The following is a 25,152-nucleotide window of genomic DNA, read 5'->3' as shown; positions in this document are numbered from 1 at the left end:
CTCGAATCCCGCTACAGCAGCTATGCTGTTGGGAGACGAAAGTTCCAGTTTCCTTTTGCAACCCTCTTGCTCTACAAGCGATCCATGACCCAACCGACCCGGACTGACGACACATTTGCCGAACTGAACCAGCCGAGCCTCTGGTCCGGCATCAATGCCTATCGTTCCGATCCGCTGATCGTCGATTTGACGTCCGGTCTGCCGCGCTCGACGCGCGAAGATCTGGAGCAGATGGGCCGTTATGTCACCTCGCATGAGGCGCAGGAACTGGCGCGCATGGCGAACCAGGGCGCGCCGCAACTGCGCACCCACGGCCCGCGCGGCGAACGGCTGGATGTGGTCGAGTTTCATCCGGCCTGGCATGCGCTGATGCGCCGCTCCATGGCATCAGGTCTGCATTCCTCGATCTGGGATCCGCAGTCCGACCCGGAAGCCAAGGGCCAGTCGCACAAGGTCCGCGCCGCGCGCTTCTATCTGACCGCACAATTGGAATGCGGCCATCTCTGCCCGCTGACCATGACCAGCGCCTCGGTCGCGGCAATGATGGCGTCTCCGGCCGTGCAGAAGGATTGGGCGACGAAGATTCTCTCGCGCAAATATGATTCGTCCAACAAGCCGGCCATGCAGAAAAGCGCCGTCACCATCGGCATGGGCATGACGGAAAAGCAGGGCGGCACGGATGTGCGCGCCAACAAGACGAGCGCCGACAAGGTCAGTGACGGCATCTATCGGCTCTCGGGCCACAAATGGTTCATGTCGGCCCCGATGAGCGATGCTTTCATCATGCTGGCGCAGACCAAGGACGGCATGGGCTGCTTCCTGGTGCCGCGCCTGCTTGAAGACGGCTCCGCCAATGGCCTGCAGTTCCAGCGGTTGAAGGACAAGCTCGGCAATCGCTCGAACGCGTCCTCCGAAGTCGAGTTCAGCGATACCTTCGGCTTCCTGCTAGGCGCGCCGGATGGCGGCATTCGCACCATTCTCGATATGGTGACGCTGACGCGCCTCGATTGTGCACTGGCATCCGCCGGCATCATGCGGGCTTCGCTCGCCGAAGCCGTGCATCATGCCCGTGGCCGCAGCGTCTTCGGCAAGATGCTGGTCCATCAGCCGATCATGACGCGCGTGCTTGCCGACATGGCGCTCGATGTTGCGGCGGCGACTGCACTCGCCTTCCGCCTGGCGGAGGCCTTCGACAAGGCAAGCAGCAGCAGCGAAGATGCCGCCTATGCCCGCGTCATGACGCCGGTTGCCAAATATTGGTGCTGCAAGATCGCGCCCGCGCTGATCTACGAGGCGATGGAGTGCATCGGCGGCAGCGGCTATATCGAGGAGCGCCCGATCGCCCGGCATTACCGCGAGGCGCCGGTCAATGCGATCTGGGAAGGCTCCGGCAACGTCATGGCGCTCGACGTGCTGCGCGTTCTGAACCGGGGTAGGGACCTGTTCGAAACCGTCTTCGCCGGCCTTGCCCGCGACCTCGGCCCGGCCGGCAAGAAAACCATCGATGTCCTACGCGCCGCCATGGCGCTTTGCGAACAGGACGAAGGAGCAGCCCGCCTCTTGATCGAGCAGATGGCACTGGCCGCCGGCGCCGCCGAACTCTATCGCCTGGGCGCAGGCAAGATCGCCGATGCTTTTATAGAAACCCGCCTTGCGGGCGGCTGGCGCGCCACCTACGGCATGCTGGATGCCCGCTTCGATGCGAGCTACATCGTCGATTTGTTGTATCCGCCGGCGACTTGATTGCCCCGGCTCGGATTTATCCAGCTATTTGTAGACCGAGATGCTCAGACATTGGATCGAAATCCCGATCATCGTGAAGAAGCACGTGCCCTTCCTCGATGCAGAACGTGCCGATGATGACGCCTATGGTTTTTCGTACAGTAATTCCACGCTCTCGTAGAAAACGATAGTTGCGCGCCGCTTTGACTGCAAATGCATCGTTCAGCATCGGTCGAACCGTAAATTGGCGAAGACTTCTTTCTATTAGAGCCGCATGCCGATCACCACGGGCACCCTGAAGAACTTCGAGAAGTATAAGATCTCCAACCAAAATATCGGGAGGTCCTGCTGCTATCATATTTCGGAGACGACGCACGGCTTCCGTCTCTGCGTTGCGCAAAAGGGAAATCCAAACAGAGCTATCAACGACGATCACTGTTGTCGATCTCTTCGCATCTCTTCCAGATCGCCTTCCCATCCAAGCCCTGCAAGGTCCTCGAGCGCTCGTCTCTGGCGATGCCAACGAACTACACTCCGCAGAGCTTCCTCAACGGTCGCTTTTTTTGTCGACTGTCCTGTCGCAGCCATTGCTTCTGCGATTAGCGCGTCATCAATTTCTATATTTGTTCGCATTTGCAATCTCGTGTGTATGCCAATAAAGAATTATACACATCGATCCCTGGGATCGCAAACGCGAAAGCAGCCATTGAGGGTATCCATGATCAATCTCCGCCCGGTCCAACCCGATGACATCGATCAGCTCTATATCATTTCCCTGGTCACCGGCGATGCCGGCAGGGATGCCACGGCGCTACATCGCGATGGACGGATGATCGGGCATATCTATTCGGTGCCCTATGCGACCCTTAGCCCGGAAACCGTTTTCGTCGCCGAAGATGGGGAGGGTGTCTGCGGCTATATTGCCGGGGTCTTCGATACGGTTGCTTTCGAGGAAAGGCTGGAACGTGAGTGGTGGCCGGCGCTGCGCAAACGCTATGCGGAGCCATCCGGCGATGCTTCGACCTGGGATGCGGATCAGCAGAGAAGCTTTACGATCCACCATCCGAAGCGAGCGCCCGCTGCTCTCACCGATCCGTTCCCGGCGCATATTCATATGAATCTTTTACCGCGCACGCAGGGGCAGGGCATTGGCAGCGCGCTTCTCGACAGATGGCTTTCCAATGCCCGCGCCCATGGCGTCAAAGGCGTGCATCTGGGGGCAAATGTCGGTAACCACAATGGCATACGCTTCTGGGCATCGCGCGGATTTTCCCGGCTGGAACTGCCGCCAGAATTGACATCGCAGACCACCATCTGGTTCGGCCAATCTCTCTAATCTGTGGATTGCACAGCTTTAACTCCATCGAAGTTCATCGGCTCGTTGTTCCCTTCGGTGCGGCTTGTTATTCACCGTCTGGTGACAGGTTGGGGCCGACACAATGCCAAGCGCAAACGCCGTTTTGAGAAAACCGATCGAAACACCCGCCGAGCCGGAGAAGCGGGTGCGCAACCGCGCCGCCACCGAGCAGGCGATCCTGGATGCTGCGAAACGGCTGCTGGCGGAGGAAGGTTTCCAGAATTTCGGCATCAACGCGGTTGCCCGCGGCGCCGGCTGCGACAAGCAATTGATCTATCGCTACTATGGCGGTCTCGATGGCTTGGTGGAGGCGATCGGCACCGATCTCGGAAGCTGGGTGACGGATCGCATTCCCGACGATACCGGCGGCATGTTCCTGCTGACCTATGGCGACCTGATGGAACGATTGGCCCTGCTTTTCCTCGATGCATTGCGCGCCGATCCGCTGATGCGCCGCATCGTCGCGTGGGAGGTGTCCGAAAATACCGAGCAGGTGCGGCGGCTGTCGGAAGCCCGCTCGAAAGCGCTGGCTGGCTGGATAGAGCGCATGCGCGGCTCGCTTACACCGCCGAAGGGGATCGATGCGATCGGCGTCAATGCCATGATCTTCGCCGCCATCCAGCATCTCGTGCTTTCGGCGACCGTCAGCGGCCAATGCGCCGGTCTTGCCCTGAAAACGTCGAAGGACTGGGAGAAGGCCGCTACCGCCCTGAAGCGGATCGTGCGCGGCGTTTACGGCTGACATTTCAACCACGCAGGAGATATCCACAGTTCCGCCCGGGCGTTAACCTTAACAATTGGTTTACATTGCGCCGCAACGGTTAACTGGCCACTGTAGGTGGATAGTTTGTTAACCACCGAGCGTGCAGCCATGGGGTCGAGACCCACAAAAATCGTGTTCCTTGTCGCGGCGATGATGTTCTTCGCCGTACTGGCACTCGACATAGCGGTACCGGCACTGGTTTTGAGCGCCATGGCACTGTCGAACTGGCTGGTCCTTTCGACTGAAGCGACGCAATACCCGCGTCGAAGGGGAACCGCATGAAGTGGTTGCTGATATGCTGGGCCGCACCCGTCTCGTTTCTCGGGGCGTGGTACTATCTTTCCTACTACGACATGAGTTTCGGCGTCTTCATGTTCACGCGGCAGATGCACGATCTCGTTTTTGATATCTACGGCAAGATCCTCGGCATCCCGCCCGAAACCATTCCGCCGTTGGTCGCCCGCGCCATCGCCTTCGACAGCCTGCTGGTCTTCTCCATCATAGGCTTCCGCAAGCGTGCTGCTATCCTGGAACGGTGGAAGAGCCGTCAGGTCTCGAGATCGGGAAAAACCCGCCTGCCGAGTGCCGAAAGCCTGTCCAAGGCGCCCTGAAGAATGAAGCTTGCGGCCGCCGAGTCGATGCGCTCGGCACGTTTGGCGCGCGAGACGTCCATTTCCAGCAGCGCCCGCTCGGCGGCGACCGTCGACAACCGCTCATCCCAGAAGACGAAGGGCAGGTCGGTCTTGTCGGCCATGCTGCGCACGAAGGCCCGTGTCGCCTGCACGCGCGGCCCTGCCGAACCGTCCATGTTCATCGGCAGGCCGATCACGAAAGCCGCGACTTTCTCCTTTTCAGCGAAGGAAAGCAGCACCTGCGCATCCTGGGTGAACTTCACACGCTTGATCACCGGGCGCGGCGTGGCAAACCGCCGACCGAGATCGGACATGGCGAGCCCGATCGTCTTGGTGCCGAGATCGAGCCCGGCGATCGGCTGGCCGGGCAGAAGCATCACGGCGAGGTCTTCGATGGTCAGCGTCGTCATCAGGCTATTGTCCCCCGTCAAAACAAATTGAAGTCCGCACCGCTTTTCTTTGTGACGGTTTCGGATATGTCCTAAGACACCAGTCTTGCATTAGAAATCAAGTATTAAGGAGAAATCCATGAAGATCACTTGGCTCGGCCACTCCGCCTTTCGCATCGAAACGGCCAAGGCCAAAATCCTTATCGATCCGTTCCTGACCTATAATTCGTCCTTCGCCGGCCTCGATATGAAGGACGCCACCGCGGGCGTCACCCACATCCTCTTGACCCATGGTCATGGCGATCACGTCGGCGACACTATTCAGATCGCCAAGGACACCGGCGCAGTCGTTCTCGCCAATGCCGATCTCGCCGCCTGGCTCGGCAGCAAGGGTGTCGAGAAGCTGGAAATGGGCAATACCGGCGGCACCATCTCTTTGGGTAGCTTCTCGGCGACCTTCACCAACGCGCTACACTCCTCTGCCCAACTCACAGAGGACGGTGTTTCGCATTCTCTCGGCAACGCGAACGGCCTGATGCTGCATTTCGACGACGAGCCGACGCTGTTCCACATGGGCGATACTGACATCTTTTCCGATATGGCCCTGATCAACGAACTGCATCAGCCTGATATCGGCATCGTGCCGATCGGCGACCGCTTCACCATGGGTGGCGCCGTTGCCGCGCTCGCCTGCCAGCGCTACTTCAACTTCAAGACCGCCATTCCCTGCCACTACGGCACTTTCCCGATCATCGACCAGACGCCGGAAAAGTTCATCGCCGGCCTGGAAGGTTCGAAGACGGCCGTCGCGGCACCGAAGCCGGGCGGCAGCGTTTCCGCCTGACAAAAGTACGTTGCGTATGGCGGACATGGTCTTTATAGCGATAGGAAAAATCCTATCCGGAGAATGCCATGTCCGTCGATCTTGCTACCGTGAAACGCGTCGCCCATCTTGCCCGCATCGCCGTCAATGAGGACGAAGCGCAGCGGATGATGGGTGAGTTGAACGGCATTCTGGGCTTCGTCGAGCAGCTTTCCGAAGTGAATGTCGATGGTGTAGAAGCCATGACCTCCGTCACGCCGATGGCGATGAAGAAGCGGATGGATGGTGTCACCGATGGCAGCAAGGCCTCCGACATCGTCGCCAATGCGCCGAATACCGATCAGAATTTCTTCCTGGTTCCCAAAGTTGTTGAATAACGGCCGCACGAGCCTGTTCCGACCCATTGCCCTCATTAGACCTGAAGCGAAACAAGATGAGTGAACTGACCAGCCTGACCATCGCCGAAGCTCGCGACAAACTGCGCGCCAAGGACATCACCGCCACCGAATTGACCGAGGCCTATCTTTCGGCGATCGAGGCGGCCAATGCTCAGTTCAATGCCTATGTGAAGGTGACGCCGCAAAAGGCGCTTGCAATGGCCAAGGTCTCGGACGCCCGCCTTGCTGAAGGCAAAGCCGGCGCGCTGGAAGGCATTCCGCTCGGCATCAAGGACCTGTTCGGCACCGAAGGCATTCATACCCAGGCCTGCAGCCACATCCTGGACGGCTTCGAGCCGCACTACGAGTCGACCGTCACCCAGAACCTCTGGAACGACGGTGCTGTCATGCTGGGCAAGCTCAACATGGATGAGTTCGCCATGGGCTCCTCCAACGAGACCTCCTATTACGGCCCCGTGATCAACCCCTGGCGCGCCGCAGGCTCCAACCAGCAGCTCGTTCCCGGGGGCTCCTCGGGCGGTTCGGCCGCTGCCGTTGCCGCGCATCTCTGCGCGGGCGCCACCGCCACTGACACCGGCGGCTCCATTCGCCAGCCCGCCGCCTTTACCGGCACGGTCGGCATCAAGCCGACCTATGGCCGCTGCTCGCGCTGGGGCATCGTCGCCTTCGCCTCGTCGCTCGACCAGGCTGGCCCGATCGCTCGCGATGTTCGCGACGCTGCCATCCTGCTGAAGTCGATGGCGAGCGTTGACGCCAAAGATACGACCTCGGTCGATCTGCCCGTGCCGGATTACGAAGCCTCGCTGGGTAAATCGCTCAAGGGCATGAAGATCGGCATCCCGAACGAATACCGCGTCGACGGCATGCCGGAAGAGATCGAGACTCTTTGGCAGCAGGGCATCGCCTGGCTAAAGGATGCAGGCGCCGAAATCGTCAACATCTCGCTGCCGCATACGAAATACGCCCTGCCGGCCTATTACATCGTCGCGCCGGCTGAAGCCTCGTCGAACCTCGCCCGTTACGACGGCGTGCGCTATGGCCTGCGCGTCGACGGCGAGAATATCGTCGACATGTACGAGAAGACGCGCGCTGCCGGCTTCGGCCAGGAAGTCAAGCGCCGCATCATGATCGGCACCTACGTGCTCTCGGCCGGCTATTACGACGCCTACTACCTGCGTGCCCAGAAGGTCCGCACGCTGATCAAGCGCGATTTCGAACTCGCCTTCCACGCCGGCGTCGACGCGATCCTCACGCCCGCCACGCCGTCTTCGGCCTTCGGTATCGCCGACGAGAACCTCGCTTCCGATCCGGTCAAGATGTACCTCAACGACATCTTCACGGTGACGGTCAACATGGCCGGTCTTCCCGGCATCGCCGTCCCCGCCGGCCTCGACCCGAAGGGCCTGCCACTCGGCCTGCAACTCATCGGCAAGCCGTTCGACGAGGAAACCCTGTTCAAGACCGCCCACGTCATCGAACAGGCCGCCGGCAAGTTCACGCCGGCGAAGTGGTGGTAAGCGCCGTCCTTTTGAGGCCTATAAATGCGCCGATCATGAAACGGTCGGCGCGGTTGGATTTGCCGCATGAATGATTGGCAATGCGCTGGACACGAATTTGAAAAATGCCAGCGTCAAGCGCCGTCGGTCGCGAATTCTTCGCCTATTCCGTCATTGCTAAAAGGTGATGCCGTCAGTGGCTGGATTGGGTGCTGTAATGTGACCGGTTCATTTGGGAATGCGACCATGCCGGAGGCTTGAAGAAGAGCGGCCCGGCACAAAGCTGCGAAAGCTGTGTCATCGCTATCCGAGACATATTTGGCCACACGAAACAAATCCGTTGTAGCTACAAGGCTGGTACCAGATGATTTTGCTGAAGAAACACACTTATCTGTGAACTGCTGCCCTCGCTCAGATGGAGCTTGCAGCCTGTAGCCATTGCCAAACAAAACTGGTTTTGCTTGCGTATTTACTTCATCTCGTGCCAGATCTTCATGAATGTTCATGGATAATTGGCGCAACTTTTCGATGTTTATTGGCTTATTATCTTTTCCTTCCGCTTCGCCGAGAAGCCGACCTTCAGCACTACGAAACACAACATCGAATTCGGATTCCGCATCCTTGTATGACTCAGCCTCGAAACCAAGGGCCGTCAATGCTCGGATGATCGCTTTTTCAAGAGGTGCACCCTTTTCGTACAGAAGAGCGCGTAAGCTACCAGCTTCCAGCAAGGAGTCAGCTGCTTCTTCCTTTTGCTTCTGTGCTTCCGTTAATCGCTGCTCCGCTTCAAGAAGTTTTGCCTTCAAGCTAGCCTCAGCGTGAAGCAGATATACACCGCCTTCTGCCCACTGAGGGGCCGGAGTGAGTTCCGTTTCAGAACGGAGTGATGCATCAATGCCCAACCAAGAATGAATTATTTTTTCCGCGAAGACCTTGGCCGTTTCGTTGAAGTCGCCGCCAGAGAAAAAGTCATCTTGATAAAACGTCAGCATCGGAAGCGTAACGAAGTTCCCTCCTGATGTTGTTCTATAAATGCCGCCTACGACTTGGTCGCCTGCCTTGGTTGTAATCGAGGCCGTCGGCGGACTTCCATGAAGGGTCACTTCAAATGTGGATTCGCCACCGAACTCTGACCAGTATTGGCTTAACACTGATGCCTTTGGCGAAAGTTTCATGGAGCTGCCAGAGGCGTTTCTAGGCTTCAGCGAAACAGGCAACGACTCGTAGTTGGAATAAAGCGAAACAAGTCGAGTTGTATGTCTGTTTTTGCCGGTGCCAGAGTAGTTTCGCTGCCCAGTATCAACAAATATCTCTTTCAACTCTTCAAGGTAACAGATGACAGTTCGTCCGGCATCCAATGCGAGTTTGATTTCGCGTCTCCAGTGCTCACATCGCTCTTTGAGCCGGAAGCTATCATTTTCGTTGAGACTGATTTTCCCCTGATATGACTCGCTATGATTAAGCATGTTGGCGATATCTGGAAAGAAAACGATAACATCCCAGTCCAAGAGTGTGTGCTTTGAGTCGAAGTCTATTCTCTCGACATTGTCACTATTTAGCTCAACTTCGACCACAACTACTTTTTTTGGTGCCACTTGGCCTGCCCTCTACCAACTGAAACAATTCAAAAGAAATCAAACTTAATGCGAGGTAGCAAGGCGTCCCAGCGCTGAAAAATTCACATTTATACGAGCTATGCTTGTGCTATCTGCTTTTATTTGCGGCGCAGCTTCCAAATCGTTTGGTAAGGCGAAGAATTCGTTCGCGTGCTCGCGGTCGTCGTGTCGATGCGAGCGCTGATGGTTAGAGTTCGGAAGCTCCTCCCGTTCAGGCGGTATATCGACCGCCCGGAAAATCCGGGCAGCCTCGCTCATTCAAGCCTACCTATTATCCAACTGCGCCCTCACCAGCCTCAATCCCTGCTCAGTAATCCGATAGGGATGCCCCCCGGCCGATTTGATGGCTCTTAGGCGTTTGAGCCTGCGGAAAAGGTCGAGGCCGAAGCCGGGATAGAGCCAGCCGTCGCGTGTGAAGCAGCGGACCGTCTCGATCTTCTTGTTTTCGGCGCGGTTGATTTCAATGCGCCCGCCTTGGGCGAGCAGATGCAGGATGCGCTGTTCGGCGCGAGAAATATCCATGGTTTTCAAGATCCGGAAAGCGCCGTAAGGCGCGACAAAACGATCCGACATTCCCTTGCGGAAAGTCGGGGCTTCGTTTCGGGCCCAGCGCGCAAGAAGACTTGCGGGCGGGGCCTCTACCGGGTCTGAGAAAAGGTGGACATCAAGACTCCATTGATGCGCCATATCTAAAGCAGGTTGTACCCGCCGGTCAAGTTTCACCTCGTTAAACATAGGCCGCCATCCAGCGCCCGTTCTCATTTGGTGGCTGGAAAAAGCCCGTTTCCGGTGTTTTACTGCTGAAAACGGCGGGGGCCTGATGATCCACATTCGCAACGCGCACGAAGGAGAGATGGAGATATTGGCCAATATCGGCCTGCGCTCATGGCAGGCGGCCATGAGGTCGATCGGCGGCACGGACGCGCTGCTCGAAAGTGCCAGCGAAGCCTTCTCGAACTTCACCCGCGGCGCCTGGCTGACGATCACGGTCGTGGAGCTGAACGGAGTGGTTGCCGGTTGGGCAGCCCGTGAAGCCTTGGACGAGAATATCTCCGATTTCTGGATCGATCCCGATCATCTGCGGCAGGGACTTGGTTCGGCCCTGCTGGCGCAGATCGAAAAGGACGTTCGGGAGCAGGGGCTGGAGAAGATCGCGGTGCAAACCCACGCGGAAAACAGCGATGCGATCGAATTCTTCAAGGCACACGGCTATGCCATTCATTGGCTTTCCGTCGACTATTCTCCGAAGCTCGATCGCGACGTGCCGACGGTCGGACTTTCGAAAGCGCTGCTCGATAGCGACGACGGGACGTATGGCGCGGGCTTATAGGTGCTGAAAGTCTTGCGCCGCACCGCCAATTGCTCTACCTCACAAAGTTCAGAAGAACAGCATTTCAAGAGCCTCTCATGACCATTGTCGACGTTCGTACGCCAGATCCGAAGCGCTTCATTCCCGGTGCCACCGGCGATTGGGAAGTTATTGTCGGAATGGAAGTCCATGCCCAGGTGCTGAGCAAATCCAAGCTCTTCTCCGGTGCTTCGACCGAGTTCGGCAAGCCGCAGAATTCCAACGTCTCGCTGGTCGATGCCGCCATGCCCGGCATGCTGCCGGTCATCAATGAGGAATGCGTCAGGCAGGCCGTGCGCACCGGCCTCGGCCTGAAGGCTCAGATCAACAAGCGCTCGGTCTTCGACCGCAAGAACTATTTCTATCCGGACCTGCCGCAGGGCTATCAGATCTCGCAGTATAAGGACCCGATCGTCGGCGAAGGCAAGATCGTCATCTCGCTCGGTCCGGATCGCCAGGGTCAGTTCGAGGACATCGAGATCGGCATCGAGCGCCTGCATCTGGAGCAGGACGCCGGCAAGTCCATGCACGACCAGCACGCCACTATGTCCTATGTCGACCTCAACCGTTCCGGCGTGGCGCTGATGGAAATCGTCTCCAAGCCGGACATGCGCTCGTCGGATGAGGCGAAGGCCTATATGACCAAGCTGCGCTCGATCGTACGTTATCTCGGCACCTGCGACGGCAATATGGATGAAGGTTCCATGCGCGCCGACGTCAATGTCTCTGTCCGTCGTCCGGGCGGCGAGTTCGGCACACGCTGCGAAATCAAGAACGTCAACTCCATCCGCTTCATTGGACAGGCGATCGAGGCCGAGGCGGTCCGGCAGATCCGTATTTTGGAAGACGGTGGGGTGATCGAGCAGGAAACGCGCCTCTTCGACCCGAATAAGGGTGAAACCCGCTCCATGCGCTCCAAGGAGGATGCACACGACTACCGTTATTTCCCCGATCCGGACCTGCTGCCGCTCGAATTCGACGACGCTTTCGTCGAGGAACTCGCAGCCGATCTGCCGGAGCTGCCTGACGACAAGAAGGAGCGTTTCGTCCGCGATCTTGGTCTCTCGGTCTATGATGCCTCCGTGCTTGTCTCGGAAAAGGCGATTGCCGATTATTTCGAGGCCGTCGCTGCCGGTCGCGATGGCAAGATCACGGCAAACTGGGTGATCAACGACTTGCTGGGCGCCTTGAACAAAACCGGCAAAACCATTGAGGAGACTCCGGTTTCGCCTGCCCAGCTCGGCGCCATCATCGACCTGATCAAGGCCGAAACCATCTCCGGTAAGATCGCCAAGGACCTGTTCGAGATCGTGCTTACCGAAGGCGGCGATCCCATGGAGATCGTCGAAGCTCGCGGTATGAAGCAGGTCACCGACACCGGCGCCATCGAGAAGGCCGTCGATGAGATCATCGCCGCCAATCCGGATCAGGTCGCCAAGGTCAAGGCCAAGCCGACGCTTGCCGGCTGGTTCGTCGGCCAGGTGATGAAGTCGACCGGCGGCAAGGCCAATCCGCAGGCGGTACAAGCCCTCGTCAAGGCCAAGCTCGGCATCGAAGAGGAATAGGCGCCCGTGTATTTCGTCCGCACGGCCGGCGAACAGGATCTCGGGAAGGTCCGTGACCTTCTCGTAGAGACCTGGCATGCCGCCTATGATCGGCACTACGGCGCGGCGAAGGTCAATGAACTGATCGAGTTTCTGCTGTCGCCGGCCAAGCTGAAAGCGCGGTTGGCGAAGCGGCAATCCGAGTTTCTGGTCGCCGATAATGGCGAGGATATTGGCGGCATGGGTTATGCCGTCATGTCCGAGCAGATGACCAAGACCGTTCTCCTGCACATGCTCTATGTCCGTCCCTCGTTGCAACGCAACGGCATCGGCCGCGACATCTTCGCCGAGCTGGAAACCTGCTTTCCGAACGCCGAGGTCATGCGCCTCGACGTCGAGCCAGAAAATGCCGAAGCGATCGCCTTCTACAAAGCCCACGGCTTCACCGAGGTCGGCCGCAACGAGAATGCTGGCCCGGGGCAGTCGGGTATTCCGGCGCTGGTGTTTGAGAAGCGGCTGGCAAGCCACTAAAGTGGATCAGAAGATGTTGGCGATGACTGGAACTGACCTGCTGATCCGCGAAGCCCGAGAGACGGATCTTGGCTTCTTAATCGCCCTCTTCGCCGCCGATGCTCTCGGCGGTCACGCCGACACGACCGATCCCACCGCTTACGAGGATTACCTCCGCGCCTTCCGGACCATCCAATCCTCGCCGGATCAGGCGCTCTATGTCGCCGAGCTGGCGGGCGAGGTCGTCGGCACGTTCCAGACCATGATCACGACATCGCTGACCGGCCGCGGCTCCTCGTCGATGATCATCGAGGCCGTCCAGACGCGGAGCGATCTGCGCGGGCAGGGGATCGGTGCCATGATGATCAATTTTTGCATTGCCGAGGCAAAAGGCCGCGGCGTGCGGCTCGTGCAACTAACCTCGAACGCCCTTCGCAAGGATGCCCATCGTTTCTATGAGAGATTGGGTTTCAAGCCGAGCCATCTCGGCTTCAAGATGGCCTTGAAATGAAGCGCGTTTCCCATGCGAATCTCTGGACAATCCGTTTGTCAGACGGCATAAGCAAACGATCGAATTCTGGTTTCGCCTGCTCCCAACGGGCACAAGGATAAAGACATGTGGAATTTACTCGTGCAAACCTTCACTTGGTGGAATGGTCAGACGATGGGCACCCGCTTTGCGACCTGGCGGTTCGGCAAGCGCGTCGGCGAGGATGAATTCGGCAATGTCTACTACGAGGGCGGCATGTCCTCCTACGGCCTTCCGAAGCGCTGGGTGATCTACAAGGGTTATGCCGAGGCGTCCGCTATTCCTCCGGGCTGGCACGGCTGGATGCATCACCGCACCGACGTTCCGCCGACCAAGGACAACTACGTCGCCAAGGAATGGCAGAAGGCGCACCGCGCCAATCCGACGGGTTCGCCGCAGGCCTATCGTCCGCCCGGCTCGCTGTCCGTTGCCGGCGAACGTCCGCGCGTGACCGGCGATTACGACGCCTGGACGCCCGGCAACTGAGCCTAGAGGGCCGGCCCGTCCTTTGGCCACAATTGGCCTTTAGGCGCAGAACTTGCCGGCTCGTGCTCGGCGCTTTGACCGAGACCAAGCGGAGATTGGCGGATATGACGTTTTTCACGCGGAGCGCTTCTTTGCGTGCGATATCGGGAGTGGCGCTTGCCTTTGCTGCGGGCGTCTTTTTGCCGCCGTCCGCCGAGGCTGCCCGCATCTCCAACCCCGTCGCCGTCTTCTCCGGCCTCGACAAGATCACCGGCCGCATCACCACGTTCGATGTCTACATCAACGAGACCGTGCAGTTCGGCGCGCTGCAGGTGACGCCGAAGGCTTGCTATTCCCGTGACGATACCGAGCAGCAGAAGGTCGACGGCTTTGTCGAGGTGGACGAGATCACCCTCGACCGCCGCATCCGCCGCATCTTCACCGGCTGGATGTTCGCCGACAGCCCGGGTCTCAACGCCGTTGAACATCCGATCTATGACGTCTGGCTGAAAGAGTGCAAGCAGAAGTCGGACATCCCGCCGCCGGACAGCGCCGGCGCCAAGTAACATATTCCTCTTCAGCCATAGCAATGCCGCAAGATTGGCGCGCGAAGGTCAATTCGTCGCGAGCAATCCTACGGCATCCGGTCAGCTGATCTCTTTGCCCAAAACGGCGGCTTTCCAGATCAAATGTCGATCGGCCTCGTCAGAGAGATCGATGACGATGCATGAGCCATTCTTGATCCTACGCCGCATCGCATCGGCGCGATCCGTATGCACCCGAAGTTTCGCGTCTTCGTGCAGAGCCTGAAGCCGGGAGCGTGAGACGTTGAGTTCAGAGGCAAGCAGGCGATCGAGACGGACGTTGAAAGGAAGCGTAACCGCCAGATCGATTTCCAGCATTGTCCAGCAATCCGGTTCGCTCAGTATCTCTTTTTCAACATCTGCATCGGCAAATTCGTCGATGCGTTGGGTCTTGCGCCGCAGCGCATCGAGATCGAATTCTCTGGCTCGTATCCAATCGGAATCGTTGCCTTGCAGCGCTTCCAGAACAAGCGGATCAAGATCACGAATGGTCTGGCGCTCGAAGAGCGTCCGGTTCCATGTCTTGTCGCAGTCCACGCATTTATAGACGAGCCAGGCGTCGAGTTTCTTGCCGTTGGCGTTGAGCCTGATCTTGCCGCTGGACTTGAAAGGCTTGGGGCAGCCGCATCCGCTGCAGGCGATCCATGGTTGAGGGGCAGTTCGAGGATTGATGGTCCATCGGACCTTGAGACTGTTGCACATACCGTCTTGGTCTTCCGTTCGGAAGTTCACCAAGTTGGCGGTAAGACAAGCCCATTACGGGCGCGGCGTGGCGATGTTTCGGACGGCTGAAGAGCTGAGACAGCAATGGCTGCGCATGGCGCATTTCAACAATGCCAAACCGGTCTCAGGCCACCACCCGATGAACATGATCATACATCCGGCGGCGATGAAGCTGCCCTGACATACGGGGTGAAATTGGATGAGACCGGTATTTACGACGGCAAAGTGGAACCTCAATGCACCAACGCTCTTCAAACGAGCGTTAGCAGATTAAAACGCGGATTTGAAGCCGTGACGCACTGGAGGCCAACGGCCTTTCTCTACACCAGCCGGCCGGACCGCGCTCAAGCGTCGGTGCTTTTATCCCGGCGAAACACGCCAAGGATCTTGCGTCCGAGGGCGGCAATGCCGGCGATGACGACGATCAGCCCTTTCTTCAATGCCAGGAGCGCTACGCCGAAGCTTTTGAAAAAGCCAAGGACGACAGCCAGGAAGCCGAGTTTTGCTGCAATCTTCACGCCGGCACCGGCCGCGATCATTCCCGCCATGCTGTAGGCGGCGATCTTGTCGCCGTTGACAAAGTCGGCATAGCGCTTGCCGCTGTCATATTGCACGGTGTTGATGACATTCGGGATGGCATTGTTGATTTCCTGCAATTGGTTGAGGCCGGCTACGAAATCGAGCTCCATGACGCCTTCGCGACCGAGCACGCGCACCGAATAGTTCAGCGTATGCGGACCATTGGGGTCTTTGCCGAAGACCAGGTCGCGCGCCCAGTGGAGCGCATGGGTTGTCTTGTCATAGTGCGGTGGTTCAGCCCAGCCGACCAGAGTGATCGAAGGGTAGCCTTGCTTCTCGCGTTCGGGATTGTCTCCTTTGATCGCGTCCTGGATTTGTTTCAGCAGCGCGTTGTAGTCTGTCGACGCGGCATCATCGTCGGAGACATGGCCGCCATCGTCATATTCGACGACCGCACCCCAGGTACGCTGATCCGTCGGCGCATATTTCGCCGGGAAGATCATGCCGAGCGTACCTTCGGCGGCATTGCCCGGATTGCCCCAAAGCTGAACCAGTACTTTTCGCGTATCGGCCGGATTGAGATAGTAGAACTGATCGGAAACATTCAGCGTCGCGTTGGCGCCGGGCAATTTGATCGGTCCCTGCTGGAAGTCGATGGTCTTCAGTATGGCTCCTGCGCCGCCCTCGGGCGCGTCGGTGCCGAACATGTCGTGAAAGGATTTGGCCTCGGCCTGCGTTGCGACCAGTGCGGCGAGAAAGGCGATTGCAAGATATGTTTTCAAGATACTACCCCCGGCTGTTGTGCCGAACGTAGCGGATTTCTGGTTTTAATCAACGTATGTACGTGGGTTCTCAACCGTTGGAGAAGCTCAGATTGGGCGATTCCATCGCTTTCTCGAGCATCCTTGTATATTGATCCTTTGGCACGTCGATCGCGCCGAATGTCCTCAGATGCTCGGTGGTGAATTGAGTATCGAGGAGGGTGAAGCCGCGCTGCTTGAGCCGCTCGACCAGATAGACAAGACAGATCTTCGAGGCGTCGGTGCGGCGTGAAAACATGCTCTCCCCGAAGAAGGCCGAGCCTAGCGATACGCCATAGAGCCCACCGACCAGTTTGCTGCCCTCCCAAGCCTCAACGGAGTGCGCATGGCCGATATGGTTGAGGGTCGAATAGAGCGACTTGATGGTCTTGTTGATCCAGGTGCTTGGCCGGCCGCTGGTATGCTCAGCGCAGGCGGCGATAACGGCATCGAAATCCGTGTTGAAACGAATATCGAAGGGCTTGCGACGGATCGTTTTCGTCAGGCTTTTCGAAATGTGGAAAGTGTCGAGCGGCAGCACGCCCCGCAGTTCGGGTTCGACCCAGAAGATTTCCGGATCGTCAGCCGATTCCGCCATGGGGAAGAGACCGATGGAATAGGCGCGCAGCAGAATTTCCGGAGTAATGCCAGGATTTCTGCCGCGCGGCCCTGCCATAGGTTAAGCCGAACCTTTCGCCAGATAGTCTTCCAGCCAATGGATATCGTAATCGCCGTTGGCGATATCCTGGTTGGAAACCAGATCCTGGAACAGAGGCAGCGTGGTCTTGATGCCATCGACCACGAATTCGTCGAGCGCGCGGCGCAGGCGCATCATGCATTCGACGCGGGTGCGGCCATGCACGATCAGCTTGCCGATCAGGCTGTCGTAATAGGGCGGGATTCTGTAGCCCTGGTAGGCGCCCGAATCGATGCGAACGCCAAGGCCGCCCGGTGCGTGGAAATGCGTGATCGTGCCGGGCGAGGGCACGAAGGTGCGCGCGTCCTCGGCATTGATGCGGCATTCGATGGCGTGGCCGTGGAAATGCACGTCTTCCTGCGTCACGGAAAGACCGCCGCCCGAGGCCACACGGATCTGTTCGTGCACGAGATCGATGCCGGTGATCGCTTCGGTAACCGGATGCTCGACCTGCAGGCGGGTGTTCATTTCGATGAAATAGAACTCGCCGTTTTCATAGAGGAATTCGATCGTGCCGGCGCCCCGATATTTCAGCTTCTTCATGGCGTCGGCGCAGATCTGGCCGATCTTCATCCGCTGCTCGACGTTGAGCGCCGGTGAATTGGCTTCTTCCCAGACCTTCTGGTGGCGGCGCTGCAGCGAGCAGTCGCGCTCTCCGAGATGCACGGCATTGCCTTCGCCATCGCCGAATACCTGGATTTCAATATGGCGCGGCTTGCCGAGATATTTTTCCATGTAGACGGATTCATTGCCGAAGGCGGCTGCCGCCTCGGTGCGCGCCGTCGACCAGGCTTCGAGTACATCGGCTTCCGTGCGCGCCACCTTCATGCCGCGTCCGCCGCCACCGGCGGTCGCCTTGATCAGCACGGGATAGCCGATTTCCTTCGCGGTCCTCAGCGCATCCGCTTCGGTCTTCACTTCGCCGTCCGAACCGGGAACGACGGGAATGCCGAGCTGCTGCGCCGTCGTCTTGGCGGTGATCTTATCGCCCATGATGCGGATGTGATCCGCCGTCGGGCCGATGAAGGTGATGCCATGTGCTTCGAGAATATCGGCGAACTTGGCGTTCTCCGACAAGAACCCATAGCCCGGATGAACGGCGTCGGCACCGGTGATCTCGCAGGCCGCGACGATCTGGTGGATGTTGAGATAGCTCTCGCGCGACGGCGGCGGGCCAATGCACACGCTTTCATCCGCCAGGCGCACATGCATCGCGTCGGCGTCGGCGGTCGAATGCACGGCGACGCTCGCAATGCCGAGCTCCTTGCAGGCGCGCAGCACACGAAGGGCGATCTCTCCGCGATTGGCTATGAGAATCTTCGAAATCATGGGCATGGGGCCTACTCGATGACGACCAGGGCTTCGCCGTATTCGACCGGGCGTCCATCCTGAATGAGGATTTCGGTCACAATACCGGATTTGGGCGCGGGGATCTGGTTCATCGTCTTCATTGCTTCGATGATCAGCAGCGTCTGGCCTTCCTTGACGGAGGCGCCGACCTCGATGAAAGCGGCAGCGCCTGGAGCGGGTGCCATGTAGACCGTGCCTACCATCGGCGCGCTGACGACGTTGTCCGGATTGCGCGACTTGCCGGCAGGTGCGGCCGCTGCAACGGGGGCGGCGGCGGGAGCTGCTGCGGCATAGGCGGGTGCTGCGATCGGTGCCTGAACATATTGAGTCGTGCCGGCGCGCGATACGCGGATGCGCAGATCTTCCTGCTCGACTTCGATCTCGGTCAGATCGGTCTCATTGAGAATATTGGCGAGGTCGCGGATCAGCGCCTGGTCGATACCCAATTTCTTGTCAGCCATGGATGTTTAGCCCTGTATTCTTGTTATTACGTGATGGATTTCAGCGCATGCAGCGCCAGGATGTAGCTGTGGGGCCCAAAACCGCAGATCACGCCCTTGGCGGCGGGCGCGATCATCGATTTGTGCCGGAATTCTTCGCGTGCGTGGATGTTGGAGATATGAACCTCCACCACCGGAATGGAAATGGCGCGGATCGCATCATGAAGCGCGATCGACGTGTGGCCATAGGCGCCGGGGTTGATGGCGACGCCGGCGGCGACGTCGCCGGCTTCGTGCATCCAGTCGACCAGCACGCCTTCATGGTTGCTCTGGCGAAAGTCGACGACAAAGCCAAGGCTTTCGCCCACGGATTTGCAGTCGGCTTCGATATCCTTGAGCGTCTTGCCGCCATAGATGCCCGGCTCGCGCTTGCCGAGGGCATTCAAATTGGGTCCGTTTAGGACGAAAATGGTTTGCGCCATCAGAGGTTCCGTCAAAGTGCAGCGCAACCTATAGACTCCCGAGGGCGCGTAGGAAAGCCCCCAGGACGTAGGTTGCGCGTGTCTAGGTGTGGAAACGCCCCGATTTTGGCGATTTTACGCATAAGCCCGAAATCGGTTCGACTTCGGAAAGGCTCATACATCTTCTGAGGCGCCACTGTGTCCTTTATGCATCCTGAAAGATGCGCGGCGCAGACATTGCCACGGTTCAGCAGCTCGTCTTGCCGCAACTGCGGACATTGGCGATCTTCTGCTGAATGGCGTCGAGGCCGATTGCGCCGGAGATCGCCTCATTACCGATGACATAGGCCGGCGTGCCGGTGACGTTGAGATCGGTGGCGAGCTGGTACGTGGCCTTGATCGAATCGCTGTTCGGGCTCTTGGCCATTTCAGCGCGAATTGCCGCTTCAGTGACGCCGAGCGAGGTCGCAACTTCGATGGCGCTGTCTTCCGATGCGCGGCCGTCGCTTCCAAGCAGCGCATGGTGGAATTCAGCATATTTTTCCGGCGCAAGCTTGCGGAAAGCATCGGAAACCCGTGCCGCGGCAACCGAATCCGGTCCGAGGATCGGGAATTCCTTCAGCACGAAACGCACATTCGGGTCTTGCTTCAACAGCGCGTCCATGTCGGGGAGCGCATGGCGGCAATAGGTGCAATTATAGTCGAAGAACTCGACCACGGTGACGTCACCCTTTGGATTGCCGATCGTGACATCATCCTTGGAATTGAAGATGGCATCCTTGTTTTGGGTGACAGCCTGGGCCGACTGAGCGAGGCGCGCCTCGTCCTGTTTCTTTTCAAGCGCCGCTTGCGCGTCCAACAGCACTTCCGGGTGCTCGACGAGGTATTCCTTGATGAACTCCCCGAATTCCTTCTTCTGCTGGTCATCCAGCGCGGCTGCGGGCTGAACCATGGCAAGCGATGCGGCAATGGCGATCGCTGAGGCGGCCAGCAGGGTTTTGGAAAAAAGGGTCATTGGGTCCTCGTTTGAGTAGGTGCTGAGACTCATCGTCCGGTTCGGGATATCACCGCCAGGTTAAAATCCCGAAATTTGTATCGGCAATTTACGGTGCATGCTTATTTCCAGAAACAGGAATTTTCACGACAAAGCCGCAATCGCGGGATTGTGAACAGGCTAATATTGCGGCAATTGTCTGGCTTTAATCCGATCCGAGAAAGAATTGACCTTGTTTTCCCTATCCAAACGCAGCGATGTCGAACCCTTCCACGCCATGGATGTGCTGGCGGAGGCGACCCGTCGGCGTCAGGCGGGGCATGCCGTCATTTCGATGGCCGTCGGCCAGCCGTCGCATCCGACGCCCAAGGCAGCACTTGAGGCAGCACGCACGGCACTCGGGCACGGACGCATCGGCTACACGGACGCACTGGGCACGCTGGCGCTGAAACAGGCGCTAGCGGTTCATTACCAGGTTCGCCATGGGCTGAGCATCGATCCCATGCGGATCGCGATCACGACAGGTTCGTCGGCCGGCTTCAACCTCGCCTTTCTGACGCTGTTCGATCCTGGCGACAGCGTCGCCATCGCAAGGCCCGGCTATCCAGCCTATCGCAATATTCTTGCTGCTCTCGGGCTCGATGTCGTCGAAGTGCCCGTCACCGCCGAAACGCAATTCACGTTGACGCCGGAAAGCCTGGAGGCGGCGCAAGCGGCCAGCGGCAAGCGGCTGAAGGGCGTACTGCTTGCAAGCCCCGCCAATCCTACCGGCACGGTGACCGGCAGGGCGGCGCTGAAGGCGCTTGCCGATTATTGTGCCGACCGTTCGATCGCTTTCATTTCCGACGAAATCTATCATGGACTGACCTTCGTCGGCGAAGAGACGAGCGCTCTGGAACTGACCGATCAGGCCATCATCATCAATTCCTTTTCGAAATATTATTGCATGACCGGCTGGCGCATCGGCTGGATGGTGCTGCCGGAGCGCCTGGTGCGCCCGATCGAGCGCGTTGCTCAGAGCCTTTACATTTCGGCGCCGGAGCTCTCGCAGATCGCCGCCGCCGCAGCACTCGGGGCAGGGGCCGAATTGGACGTCTACCGCGAAAGCTACCGCCATAACCGCGATTTCCTGATGCGCCGTCTGCCCGAAATTGGCTTTTCCATCGCGTCGCCGATGGACGGCGCCTTCTACGCCTATGTCGATGTCAGCCGCTTTACCAACGACAGCATGGCCTTCGCCCGCAAGATGCTGGCTGAAATCAACGTCGCCGCCACACCGGGCCTCGATTTCGATCCGATCGAAGGACACCGCGCGATGCGCATCTCCTATGCCGGCTCGAACGCGGAGATCGAGGAAGCGGCAGAACGCATGGCGGCGTGGCTGAAATAGGCTCTTCGATCAGAGGTTTACGGCGAGTTTTGAAGATTTGCACCGAACGGAGATCACTCCGTCCTCCGCGGCAATTCCACCCTATCCGCTGAAATGCGCCTCAATTCGCGGAAATGCCGATCATCGGCCGCGGTTGCTTGCCGTCTTCCAAAACAAAAATCCGGCCGCGTTGCCACGGCCGGATTTGTTTATTTCGTTCCGAACAGCAGCGTTCAGAAGAAGCCACGGCGCTGCCACCAGCCGGCTTTCTTCGGCTTGGTCGGCTCGCCATCGCCGTCGCCGCCCTCGCTGGTGCGGGTGGACTTGACCACCGGCTCGGAGGAGGAGACGTTCGACTCGCGGTTGGCGCGAGCCGGCTTGGCTGCGGCCTCGATCACTTCGGGCTCCGCAGCGGCGACCGGTTCGGCGGCCTTGTCGAGATCGCCGGCAACTTCGGCAACCGTTTCAGCCTCGGCGTCGATCACGGACACTTCTTCAGTGACCGGTACCTCGACGGGCGATGCTTCCGCCTTCGGCTTGCGGCGGCTGCGGCCCTTGGCGGGCTTCACGTCTTCAACGACGACGGCCGCGGTTTCGACAGCCGCCATTGCCGGCTCGCTTTCGACGGCGGCTTCGCCTTCGGCGACCGCGATATCGGCAACGGTTACAGCGACATCGCTTTCGCCGTCATCCTCATCGTCAGCGCCTTCGTCGGAACCGGCTTCACCGCCGGCGGCTAATTCGTTGCCTTCGCCGTCGCGATTGCGACGCCCGCCACGCTTGCCGCGGCGGCGGCGCTTGCGCTTCTGCTGGCCATCATCGCTGGACACGGCCGCGACTTCGCCGCTGCTGCCGGTATCGTCCTCGTCGCCTTCATCCGCTTCGTCATCGCCTTCCTCGCGGGATGCATCGGCCGATTCGGATGCTACCTGGGCGTCACCGCCACGACCGCGACGACGGCGGCGGCGCTTGCGCTTGCGGCCACCTTCATTATTTTCGGAGCGCGCTGCGGGCTGCTGTTCGACGCTAGCGGCCTTTTCTTCGAGCTCTTCGTCTTCGTCCTCATCTGCCTCGATGACGATATCGTCGTCATCATCCTCCGGAATGGCGGCGAAGTTGAACAGGGATTCGATCTTCACCGGATTTTCCACCGGCTCGCCGCGGTCGATCGCGAAATGCTGCGTGCCGACGGCATTGTCCGCGCCGATGACGATGGCGACGCCGAAGCGGTTTTCGTAATCGACGATCGTCTGACGCTTGTGATTGAGCAGATAGAGCGCAATGTCCGGCGTCGTACGCACGGTGATGTCGTGCGTCGTGTTCTTCAGCAGGTATTCCTCGATGCCGCGCAGAACATGCAGCGCAACGGAGGACTGCGAGCGAACATGACCGGTGCCGCCGCAATGCGAGCAGATCTGCGTCGTGCTTTCGAGAACCGAAGCGCGGATGCGCTGGCGCGACATTTCCAGAAGGCCGAAATGCGAGATACGGCCGACTTGGATGCGGGCGCGGTCGTTCTTCAGGCATTCCTTCAGCTTCTTCTCGACGGCGCGGTTGTTGCGCTTTTCTTCCATGTCGATGAAGTCGATGACGATCAGGCCGGCAAGGTCGCGCAGGCGAAGCTGGCGGGCAATTTCCTCGGCAGCTTCCAGATTGGTCTGGAGCGCCGTGTCCTCGATCGAGTGTTCGCGGGTCGAGCGGCCGGAGTTGACGTCGATCGAAACCAGCGCTTCCGTCTGGTTCATGATCAGGTAGCCGCCCGAGCGCAAAGTCACCTGCGGCTGCAGCATGCGGTCAAGCTGCGCCTCGATGCCGGAGCGCGAGAAGATCGGATGGATGTCTCGATAGGGCTGAACCACCTTGGCATGGCTCGGCATCAGCATCTTCATGAAGTCTTTCGCTTCACGATAGCCTTCTTCGCCGGCAACGATGATCTCGCCGATATCCTTGTTGTAAAGGTCGCGGATCGAGCGCTTGATCAGGCTGCCTTCTTCGTAGACGAGGCAAGGCGCTGTCGAAGCGAGCGTCAGCGTACGGACGTTTTCCCAAAGGCGCATCAGATATTCGAAGTCACGCTTGACCTCGACCTTGGTGCGGTTGGCGCCGGCGGTACGCAGGATGACGCCCATGCCCTGCGGCACTTCGAGCATCTTGGCGATTTCCTTCAGGCGCTTGCGGTCCTGCGGATTGGTGATCTTGCGGGAGATACCACCGCCGCGCGCCGTGTTCGGCATCAGAACCGAGTAGCGGCCTGCGAGCGAAAGATAGGTGGTAAGTGCTGCACCCTTGTTGCCGCGCTCTTCCTTGGCAACCTGCACCAGCAGGATCTGCCGACGCTTGATGACTTCCTGAATGCGATACTGTTTCCGCGGCTTGCGCTGCGTGCGGTCCGGAACCTCTTCCATCGCGTCTTCGGCGCCGACGGATTCGATTACTTCTTCTTCCTGGTCGTGATCATCGTCGTCGTCATCGTCGTGACGGCGCTTGGAAACATCGACATCCTCGGAAATCGAATCGGTTTCGACCATCGCGGCCATCTCGCCGGACGGGCCGCCTTCTTCATCTTCGCTCGGCGCGTCGACTGTTGCGATCGCTTCGGCTGCAGGAGCCTCCTCGGCGGCAGCTTCAGCGACCACCTTCTTGCGGCTGCGGCGTGGCTTGGCCTTCTTCGCCGGAGCTTCCTCGACGGGAGCAGCCGCTACCTCAGGGGCAAGGGCTTCTTCCGTCACCGCGACTTCCGCCTCGTCCTTCTGGACGATGCCGATGTCGGGCTGTTCCTGCTGGGAAAGATCGAGCGCCGTTTCGACATGCTCGACATCGTCGTCGCGGCGATGCTCTTCGGCTTCCGCCTTCAGGAGCGCCTGCCGGTCGGCGAGCGGGATCTGGTAGTAGTCGGGATGGATTTCGGCAAAGGCCAGGAAGCCATGCCGGTTGCCGCCGTAATCCACGAAAGCGGCTTGCAGCGAGGGCTCAACCCTCGTCACCTTGGCGAGATAGATATTGCCGCGGATTTGCTTCTTGTGCTGCGACTCGAAGTCAAATTCTTCTATGCGGTTCCCGCGAACGACAACAACACGCGTCTCTTCCTCGTGAGACGCATCGATAAGCATTTTGTCTGCCATGTAAGCTGTGCTCCTCGGCGCCGGCATGCGGAAAGGCGCCGGCCGGTCGCTAGGACAGGCTGGTTGCACTCCACTATTGCTGCACCGGATAATGAAAGTCGCGATTGGTTGTTTTGCGATGACGATGACAGCAGCCAGACAGCGGCCGGGAGATCAGTTCCCCGGGGTCTGTTCACTTCTTGAAAAAGCTGCTGCGGTACCATCCGTAACCAAGCGAGATCGACAATGCCTTAGACCCAACAAACGGGTCCGATGAATGTGCTCTCTTTAAAGAGCGTTTGGTGGCTCTCCACCGATGAATTTCCCGCGCAAAACCGGAAATTCAGATATCCAGTATGGGAGCAGAAGCACTGTAGACGGCGGATGACGGCCGCTTATGGCGCCTAGTACTCGAGGCGGCTGCCTTTGCGGCGACTCTATCCCGTCAACACTTCTACCCTAATATGCGTTGTATGTTTTATCTGTCACAATAGCAAGGGGAAAGCCAAGTATGCCATAATA

29 protein-coding genes are annotated in these 25,152 nt (G+C 58.9%); 16 read left to right on the top strand and 13 right to left on the bottom strand.

Annotated elements, in window-relative coordinates:
- Nucleotides 1-84: 84 nt before the first annotated feature.
- Entirely contained in the window at nt 85-1,743 is a 1,659-nt protein-coding gene (locus tag ACXHXG_RS00230; RefSeq protein ID WP_457898175.1) for an acyl-CoA dehydrogenase family protein, read from the top strand.
- A 16-nt stretch (nt 1,744-1,759) separates the two neighbouring features.
- Here the strand turns inward: ACXHXG_RS00230 and vapC are convergent, their stop codons facing one another.
- Both vapC and ACXHXG_RS00220 read right to left on the bottom strand, forming a co-directional pair.
- Nucleotides 1,760-2,158, bottom strand: a complete 399-nt coding sequence (vapC, locus tag ACXHXG_RS00225; RefSeq protein WP_457898174.1) for a type II toxin-antitoxin system VapC family toxin — start codon at nt 2,156-2,158, stop codon at nt 1,760-1,762.
- The gene (locus ACXHXG_RS00220; protein ID WP_104822718.1) at nt 2,155-2,355 is read right to left on the bottom strand and encodes a type II toxin-antitoxin system VapB family antitoxin; all 201 of its coding nucleotides are present in this window, start codon (nt 2,353-2,355) and stop codon (nt 2,155-2,157) included. Before ACXHXG_RS00220 ends, vapC begins: the two co-directional genes overlap by 4 nt.
- 85 nt (nt 2,356-2,440) lie before the next feature.
- Here ACXHXG_RS00220 and ACXHXG_RS00215 point away from each other — a divergent pair, with 85 nt between their 5' ends.
- From ACXHXG_RS00215 to ACXHXG_RS00200, 4 genes are all read left to right on the top strand, one after another.
- Nucleotides 2,441-3,058, top strand: a complete 618-nt coding sequence (locus ACXHXG_RS00215; protein WP_457898173.1) for a GNAT family N-acetyltransferase — start codon at nt 2,441-2,443, stop codon at nt 3,056-3,058.
- 103 nt (nt 3,059-3,161) lie between these two features.
- Nucleotides 3,162-3,821, top strand: a complete 660-nt coding sequence (locus ACXHXG_RS00210) for a TetR/AcrR family transcriptional regulator (RefSeq protein ID WP_104822720.1) — start codon at nt 3,162-3,164, stop codon at nt 3,819-3,821.
- Nucleotides 3,822-3,950: 129 nt separating this feature from the next.
- Nucleotides 3,951-4,124: a hypothetical protein gene (locus ACXHXG_RS00205; RefSeq protein WP_457898172.1), complete on the top strand. Its 174-nt coding sequence runs from the start codon at nt 3,951-3,953 to the stop codon at nt 4,122-4,124.
- On the top strand, nt 4,121-4,453 hold the full coding sequence (locus tag ACXHXG_RS00200) for a DUF6105 family protein (RefSeq protein ID WP_457898171.1): 333 nt from the start codon (nt 4,121-4,123) through the stop codon (nt 4,451-4,453). The genes ACXHXG_RS00205 and ACXHXG_RS00200 overlap by 4 nt, the downstream gene beginning before the upstream one ends.
- On the opposite strand, the gene ruvX is transcribed toward ACXHXG_RS00200, so the two are convergent.
- Entirely contained in the window at nt 4,390-4,884 is a 495-nt protein-coding gene (gene ruvX / locus ACXHXG_RS00195) for a Holliday junction resolvase RuvX (RefSeq protein WP_457898170.1), read from the bottom strand. The genes ACXHXG_RS00200 and ruvX overlap by 64 nt on opposite strands.
- 118 nt (nt 4,885-5,002) lie before the next feature.
- Between ruvX and ACXHXG_RS00190 the strand changes: the two genes are divergently transcribed.
- The 3 genes from ACXHXG_RS00190 (at nt 5,003) to gatA (ending at nt 7,601) form a co-directional block, all read left to right on the top strand.
- Nucleotides 5,003-5,707: a metal-dependent hydrolase gene (locus tag ACXHXG_RS00190; protein ID WP_457898169.1), complete on the top strand. Its 705-nt coding sequence runs from the start codon at nt 5,003-5,005 to the stop codon at nt 5,705-5,707.
- Nucleotides 5,708-5,775: 68 nt separating this feature from the next.
- Nucleotides 5,776-6,063 carry an Asp-tRNA(Asn)/Glu-tRNA(Gln) amidotransferase subunit GatC gene (gene gatC, locus ACXHXG_RS00185; protein ID WP_283050034.1) on the top strand — a complete coding sequence of 96 codons (288 nt, stop codon included), beginning with the start codon at nt 5,776-5,778 and terminating at the stop codon, nt 6,061-6,063.
- Between the two features lie 56 nt (nt 6,064-6,119).
- Nucleotides 6,120-7,601 carry an Asp-tRNA(Asn)/Glu-tRNA(Gln) amidotransferase subunit GatA gene (gene gatA, locus ACXHXG_RS00180; protein ID WP_104822725.1) on the top strand — a complete coding sequence of 494 codons (1,482 nt, stop codon included), beginning with the start codon at nt 6,120-6,122 and terminating at the stop codon, nt 7,599-7,601.
- Between the two features lie 113 nt (nt 7,602-7,714).
- Here gatA and ACXHXG_RS00175 read toward each other — a convergent pair whose 3' ends face one another.
- Both ACXHXG_RS00175 and ACXHXG_RS00170 read right to left on the bottom strand, forming a co-directional pair.
- On the bottom strand, nt 7,715-9,175 hold the full coding sequence (locus ACXHXG_RS00175) for a hypothetical protein (RefSeq protein ID WP_457898168.1): 1,461 nt from the start codon (nt 9,173-9,175) through the stop codon (nt 7,715-7,717).
- 285 nt (nt 9,176-9,460) lie between these two features.
- Complete coding sequence (locus tag ACXHXG_RS00170) at nt 9,461-9,718, bottom strand: YjhX family toxin (RefSeq protein WP_457898798.1); 258 nt, start codon at nt 9,716-9,718, stop codon at nt 9,461-9,463.
- A 298-nt stretch (nt 9,719-10,016) separates the two neighbouring features.
- Here ACXHXG_RS00170 and ACXHXG_RS00165 point away from each other — a divergent pair, with 298 nt between their 5' ends.
- The 6 genes from ACXHXG_RS00165 to ACXHXG_RS00140 all read left to right on the top strand — a co-directional run bounded on the left by ACXHXG_RS00165 (nt 10,017) and on the right by ACXHXG_RS00140 (nt 14,158).
- Nucleotides 10,017-10,526, top strand: coding sequence for a GNAT family N-acetyltransferase (locus ACXHXG_RS00165; RefSeq protein WP_457898167.1), 510 nt, complete (start codon nt 10,017-10,019; stop codon nt 10,524-10,526).
- Nucleotides 10,527-10,603: 77 nt separating this feature from the next.
- The gene (gene gatB, locus ACXHXG_RS00160; RefSeq protein ID WP_457898166.1) at nt 10,604-12,109 is read left to right on the top strand and encodes an Asp-tRNA(Asn)/Glu-tRNA(Gln) amidotransferase subunit GatB; all 1,506 of its coding nucleotides are present in this window, start codon (nt 10,604-10,606) and stop codon (nt 12,107-12,109) included.
- A gap of 6 nt (nt 12,110-12,115) precedes the next feature.
- The gene (locus tag ACXHXG_RS00155) at nt 12,116-12,619 is read left to right on the top strand and encodes a GNAT family N-acetyltransferase (RefSeq protein ID WP_283050041.1); all 504 of its coding nucleotides are present in this window, start codon (nt 12,116-12,118) and stop codon (nt 12,617-12,619) included.
- A 22-nt stretch (nt 12,620-12,641) separates the two neighbouring features.
- Nucleotides 12,642-13,109 (top strand): GNAT family N-acetyltransferase, encoded by a 468-nt coding sequence (locus tag ACXHXG_RS00150; RefSeq protein WP_457898165.1) that lies wholly within the window; start codon nt 12,642-12,644, stop codon nt 13,107-13,109.
- Nucleotides 13,110-13,214: 105 nt separating this feature from the next.
- The gene (locus tag ACXHXG_RS00145) at nt 13,215-13,613 is read left to right on the top strand and encodes an NADH:ubiquinone oxidoreductase subunit NDUFA12 (protein ID WP_104822731.1); all 399 of its coding nucleotides are present in this window, start codon (nt 13,215-13,217) and stop codon (nt 13,611-13,613) included.
- Between the two features lie 104 nt (nt 13,614-13,717).
- Nucleotides 13,718-14,158, top strand: coding sequence for a DUF2155 domain-containing protein (locus ACXHXG_RS00140; RefSeq protein ID WP_104822732.1), 441 nt, complete (start codon nt 13,718-13,720; stop codon nt 14,156-14,158).
- Between the two features lie 81 nt (nt 14,159-14,239).
- Here ACXHXG_RS00140 and ACXHXG_RS00135 read toward each other — a convergent pair whose 3' ends face one another.
- On the bottom strand, nt 14,240-14,878 hold the full coding sequence (locus tag ACXHXG_RS00135) for a DUF1062 domain-containing protein (protein WP_457898164.1): 639 nt from the start codon (nt 14,876-14,878) through the stop codon (nt 14,240-14,242).
- Nucleotides 14,879-14,912: 34 nt separating this feature from the next.
- Here ACXHXG_RS00135 and ACXHXG_RS00130 point away from each other — a divergent pair, with 34 nt between their 5' ends.
- Nucleotides 14,913-15,080, top strand: a complete 168-nt coding sequence (locus tag ACXHXG_RS00130; RefSeq protein ID WP_158704431.1) for a hypothetical protein — start codon at nt 14,913-14,915, stop codon at nt 15,078-15,080.
- A 163-nt stretch (nt 15,081-15,243) separates the two neighbouring features.
- On the opposite strand, the gene ACXHXG_RS00125 is transcribed toward ACXHXG_RS00130, so the two are convergent.
- The 6 genes from ACXHXG_RS00125 to ACXHXG_RS00100 form a co-directional block, all read right to left on the bottom strand.
- The gene (locus ACXHXG_RS00125) at nt 15,244-16,200 is read right to left on the bottom strand and encodes a DUF2167 domain-containing protein (RefSeq protein ID WP_457898163.1); all 957 of its coding nucleotides are present in this window, start codon (nt 16,198-16,200) and stop codon (nt 15,244-15,246) included.
- 70 nt (nt 16,201-16,270) lie between these two features.
- A complete protein-coding gene (gene aat, locus ACXHXG_RS00120) occupies nt 16,271-16,894 on the bottom strand; it encodes a leucyl/phenylalanyl-tRNA--protein transferase (RefSeq protein ID WP_104822735.1) in 624 nt (207 codons plus the stop codon).
- A 3-nt stretch (nt 16,895-16,897) separates the two neighbouring features.
- A complete protein-coding gene (accC, locus tag ACXHXG_RS00115; RefSeq protein ID WP_199773538.1) occupies nt 16,898-18,250 on the bottom strand; it encodes an acetyl-CoA carboxylase biotin carboxylase subunit in 1,353 nt (450 codons plus the stop codon).
- 5 nt (nt 18,251-18,255) lie between these two features.
- The gene (gene accB, locus ACXHXG_RS00110) at nt 18,256-18,726 is read right to left on the bottom strand and encodes an acetyl-CoA carboxylase biotin carboxyl carrier protein (RefSeq protein WP_104822736.1); all 471 of its coding nucleotides are present in this window, start codon (nt 18,724-18,726) and stop codon (nt 18,256-18,258) included.
- Nucleotides 18,727-18,752: 26 nt separating this feature from the next.
- Nucleotides 18,753-19,187 carry a type II 3-dehydroquinate dehydratase gene (gene aroQ, locus ACXHXG_RS00105; RefSeq protein ID WP_457898162.1) on the bottom strand — a complete coding sequence of 145 codons (435 nt, stop codon included), beginning with the start codon at nt 19,185-19,187 and terminating at the stop codon, nt 18,753-18,755.
- Nucleotides 19,188-19,413: 226 nt separating this feature from the next.
- Complete coding sequence (locus tag ACXHXG_RS00100; protein ID WP_457898161.1) at nt 19,414-20,181, bottom strand: DsbA family protein; 768 nt, start codon at nt 20,179-20,181, stop codon at nt 19,414-19,416.
- A gap of 211 nt (nt 20,182-20,392) precedes the next feature.
- On the opposite strand from ACXHXG_RS00100, the gene ACXHXG_RS00095 reads away from it, so the two are divergent.
- Complete coding sequence (locus tag ACXHXG_RS00095) at nt 20,393-21,550, top strand: pyridoxal phosphate-dependent aminotransferase (RefSeq protein ID WP_457898797.1); 1,158 nt, start codon at nt 20,393-20,395, stop codon at nt 21,548-21,550.
- Between the two features lie 212 nt (nt 21,551-21,762).
- Here the strand turns inward: ACXHXG_RS00095 and ACXHXG_RS00090 are convergent, their stop codons facing one another.
- Entirely contained in the window at nt 21,763-24,651 is a 2,889-nt protein-coding gene (locus ACXHXG_RS00090; RefSeq protein ID WP_104822739.1) for an Rne/Rng family ribonuclease, read from the bottom strand.
- Nucleotides 24,652-25,152 lie beyond the last annotated feature (501 nt).

The organism is Rhizobium sp. LEGMi-198b (assembly GCF_054114205.1).
Note: the sequence above shows the minus strand (reverse complement) of the source record. Positions and strands in the feature narration are given on the sequence as shown.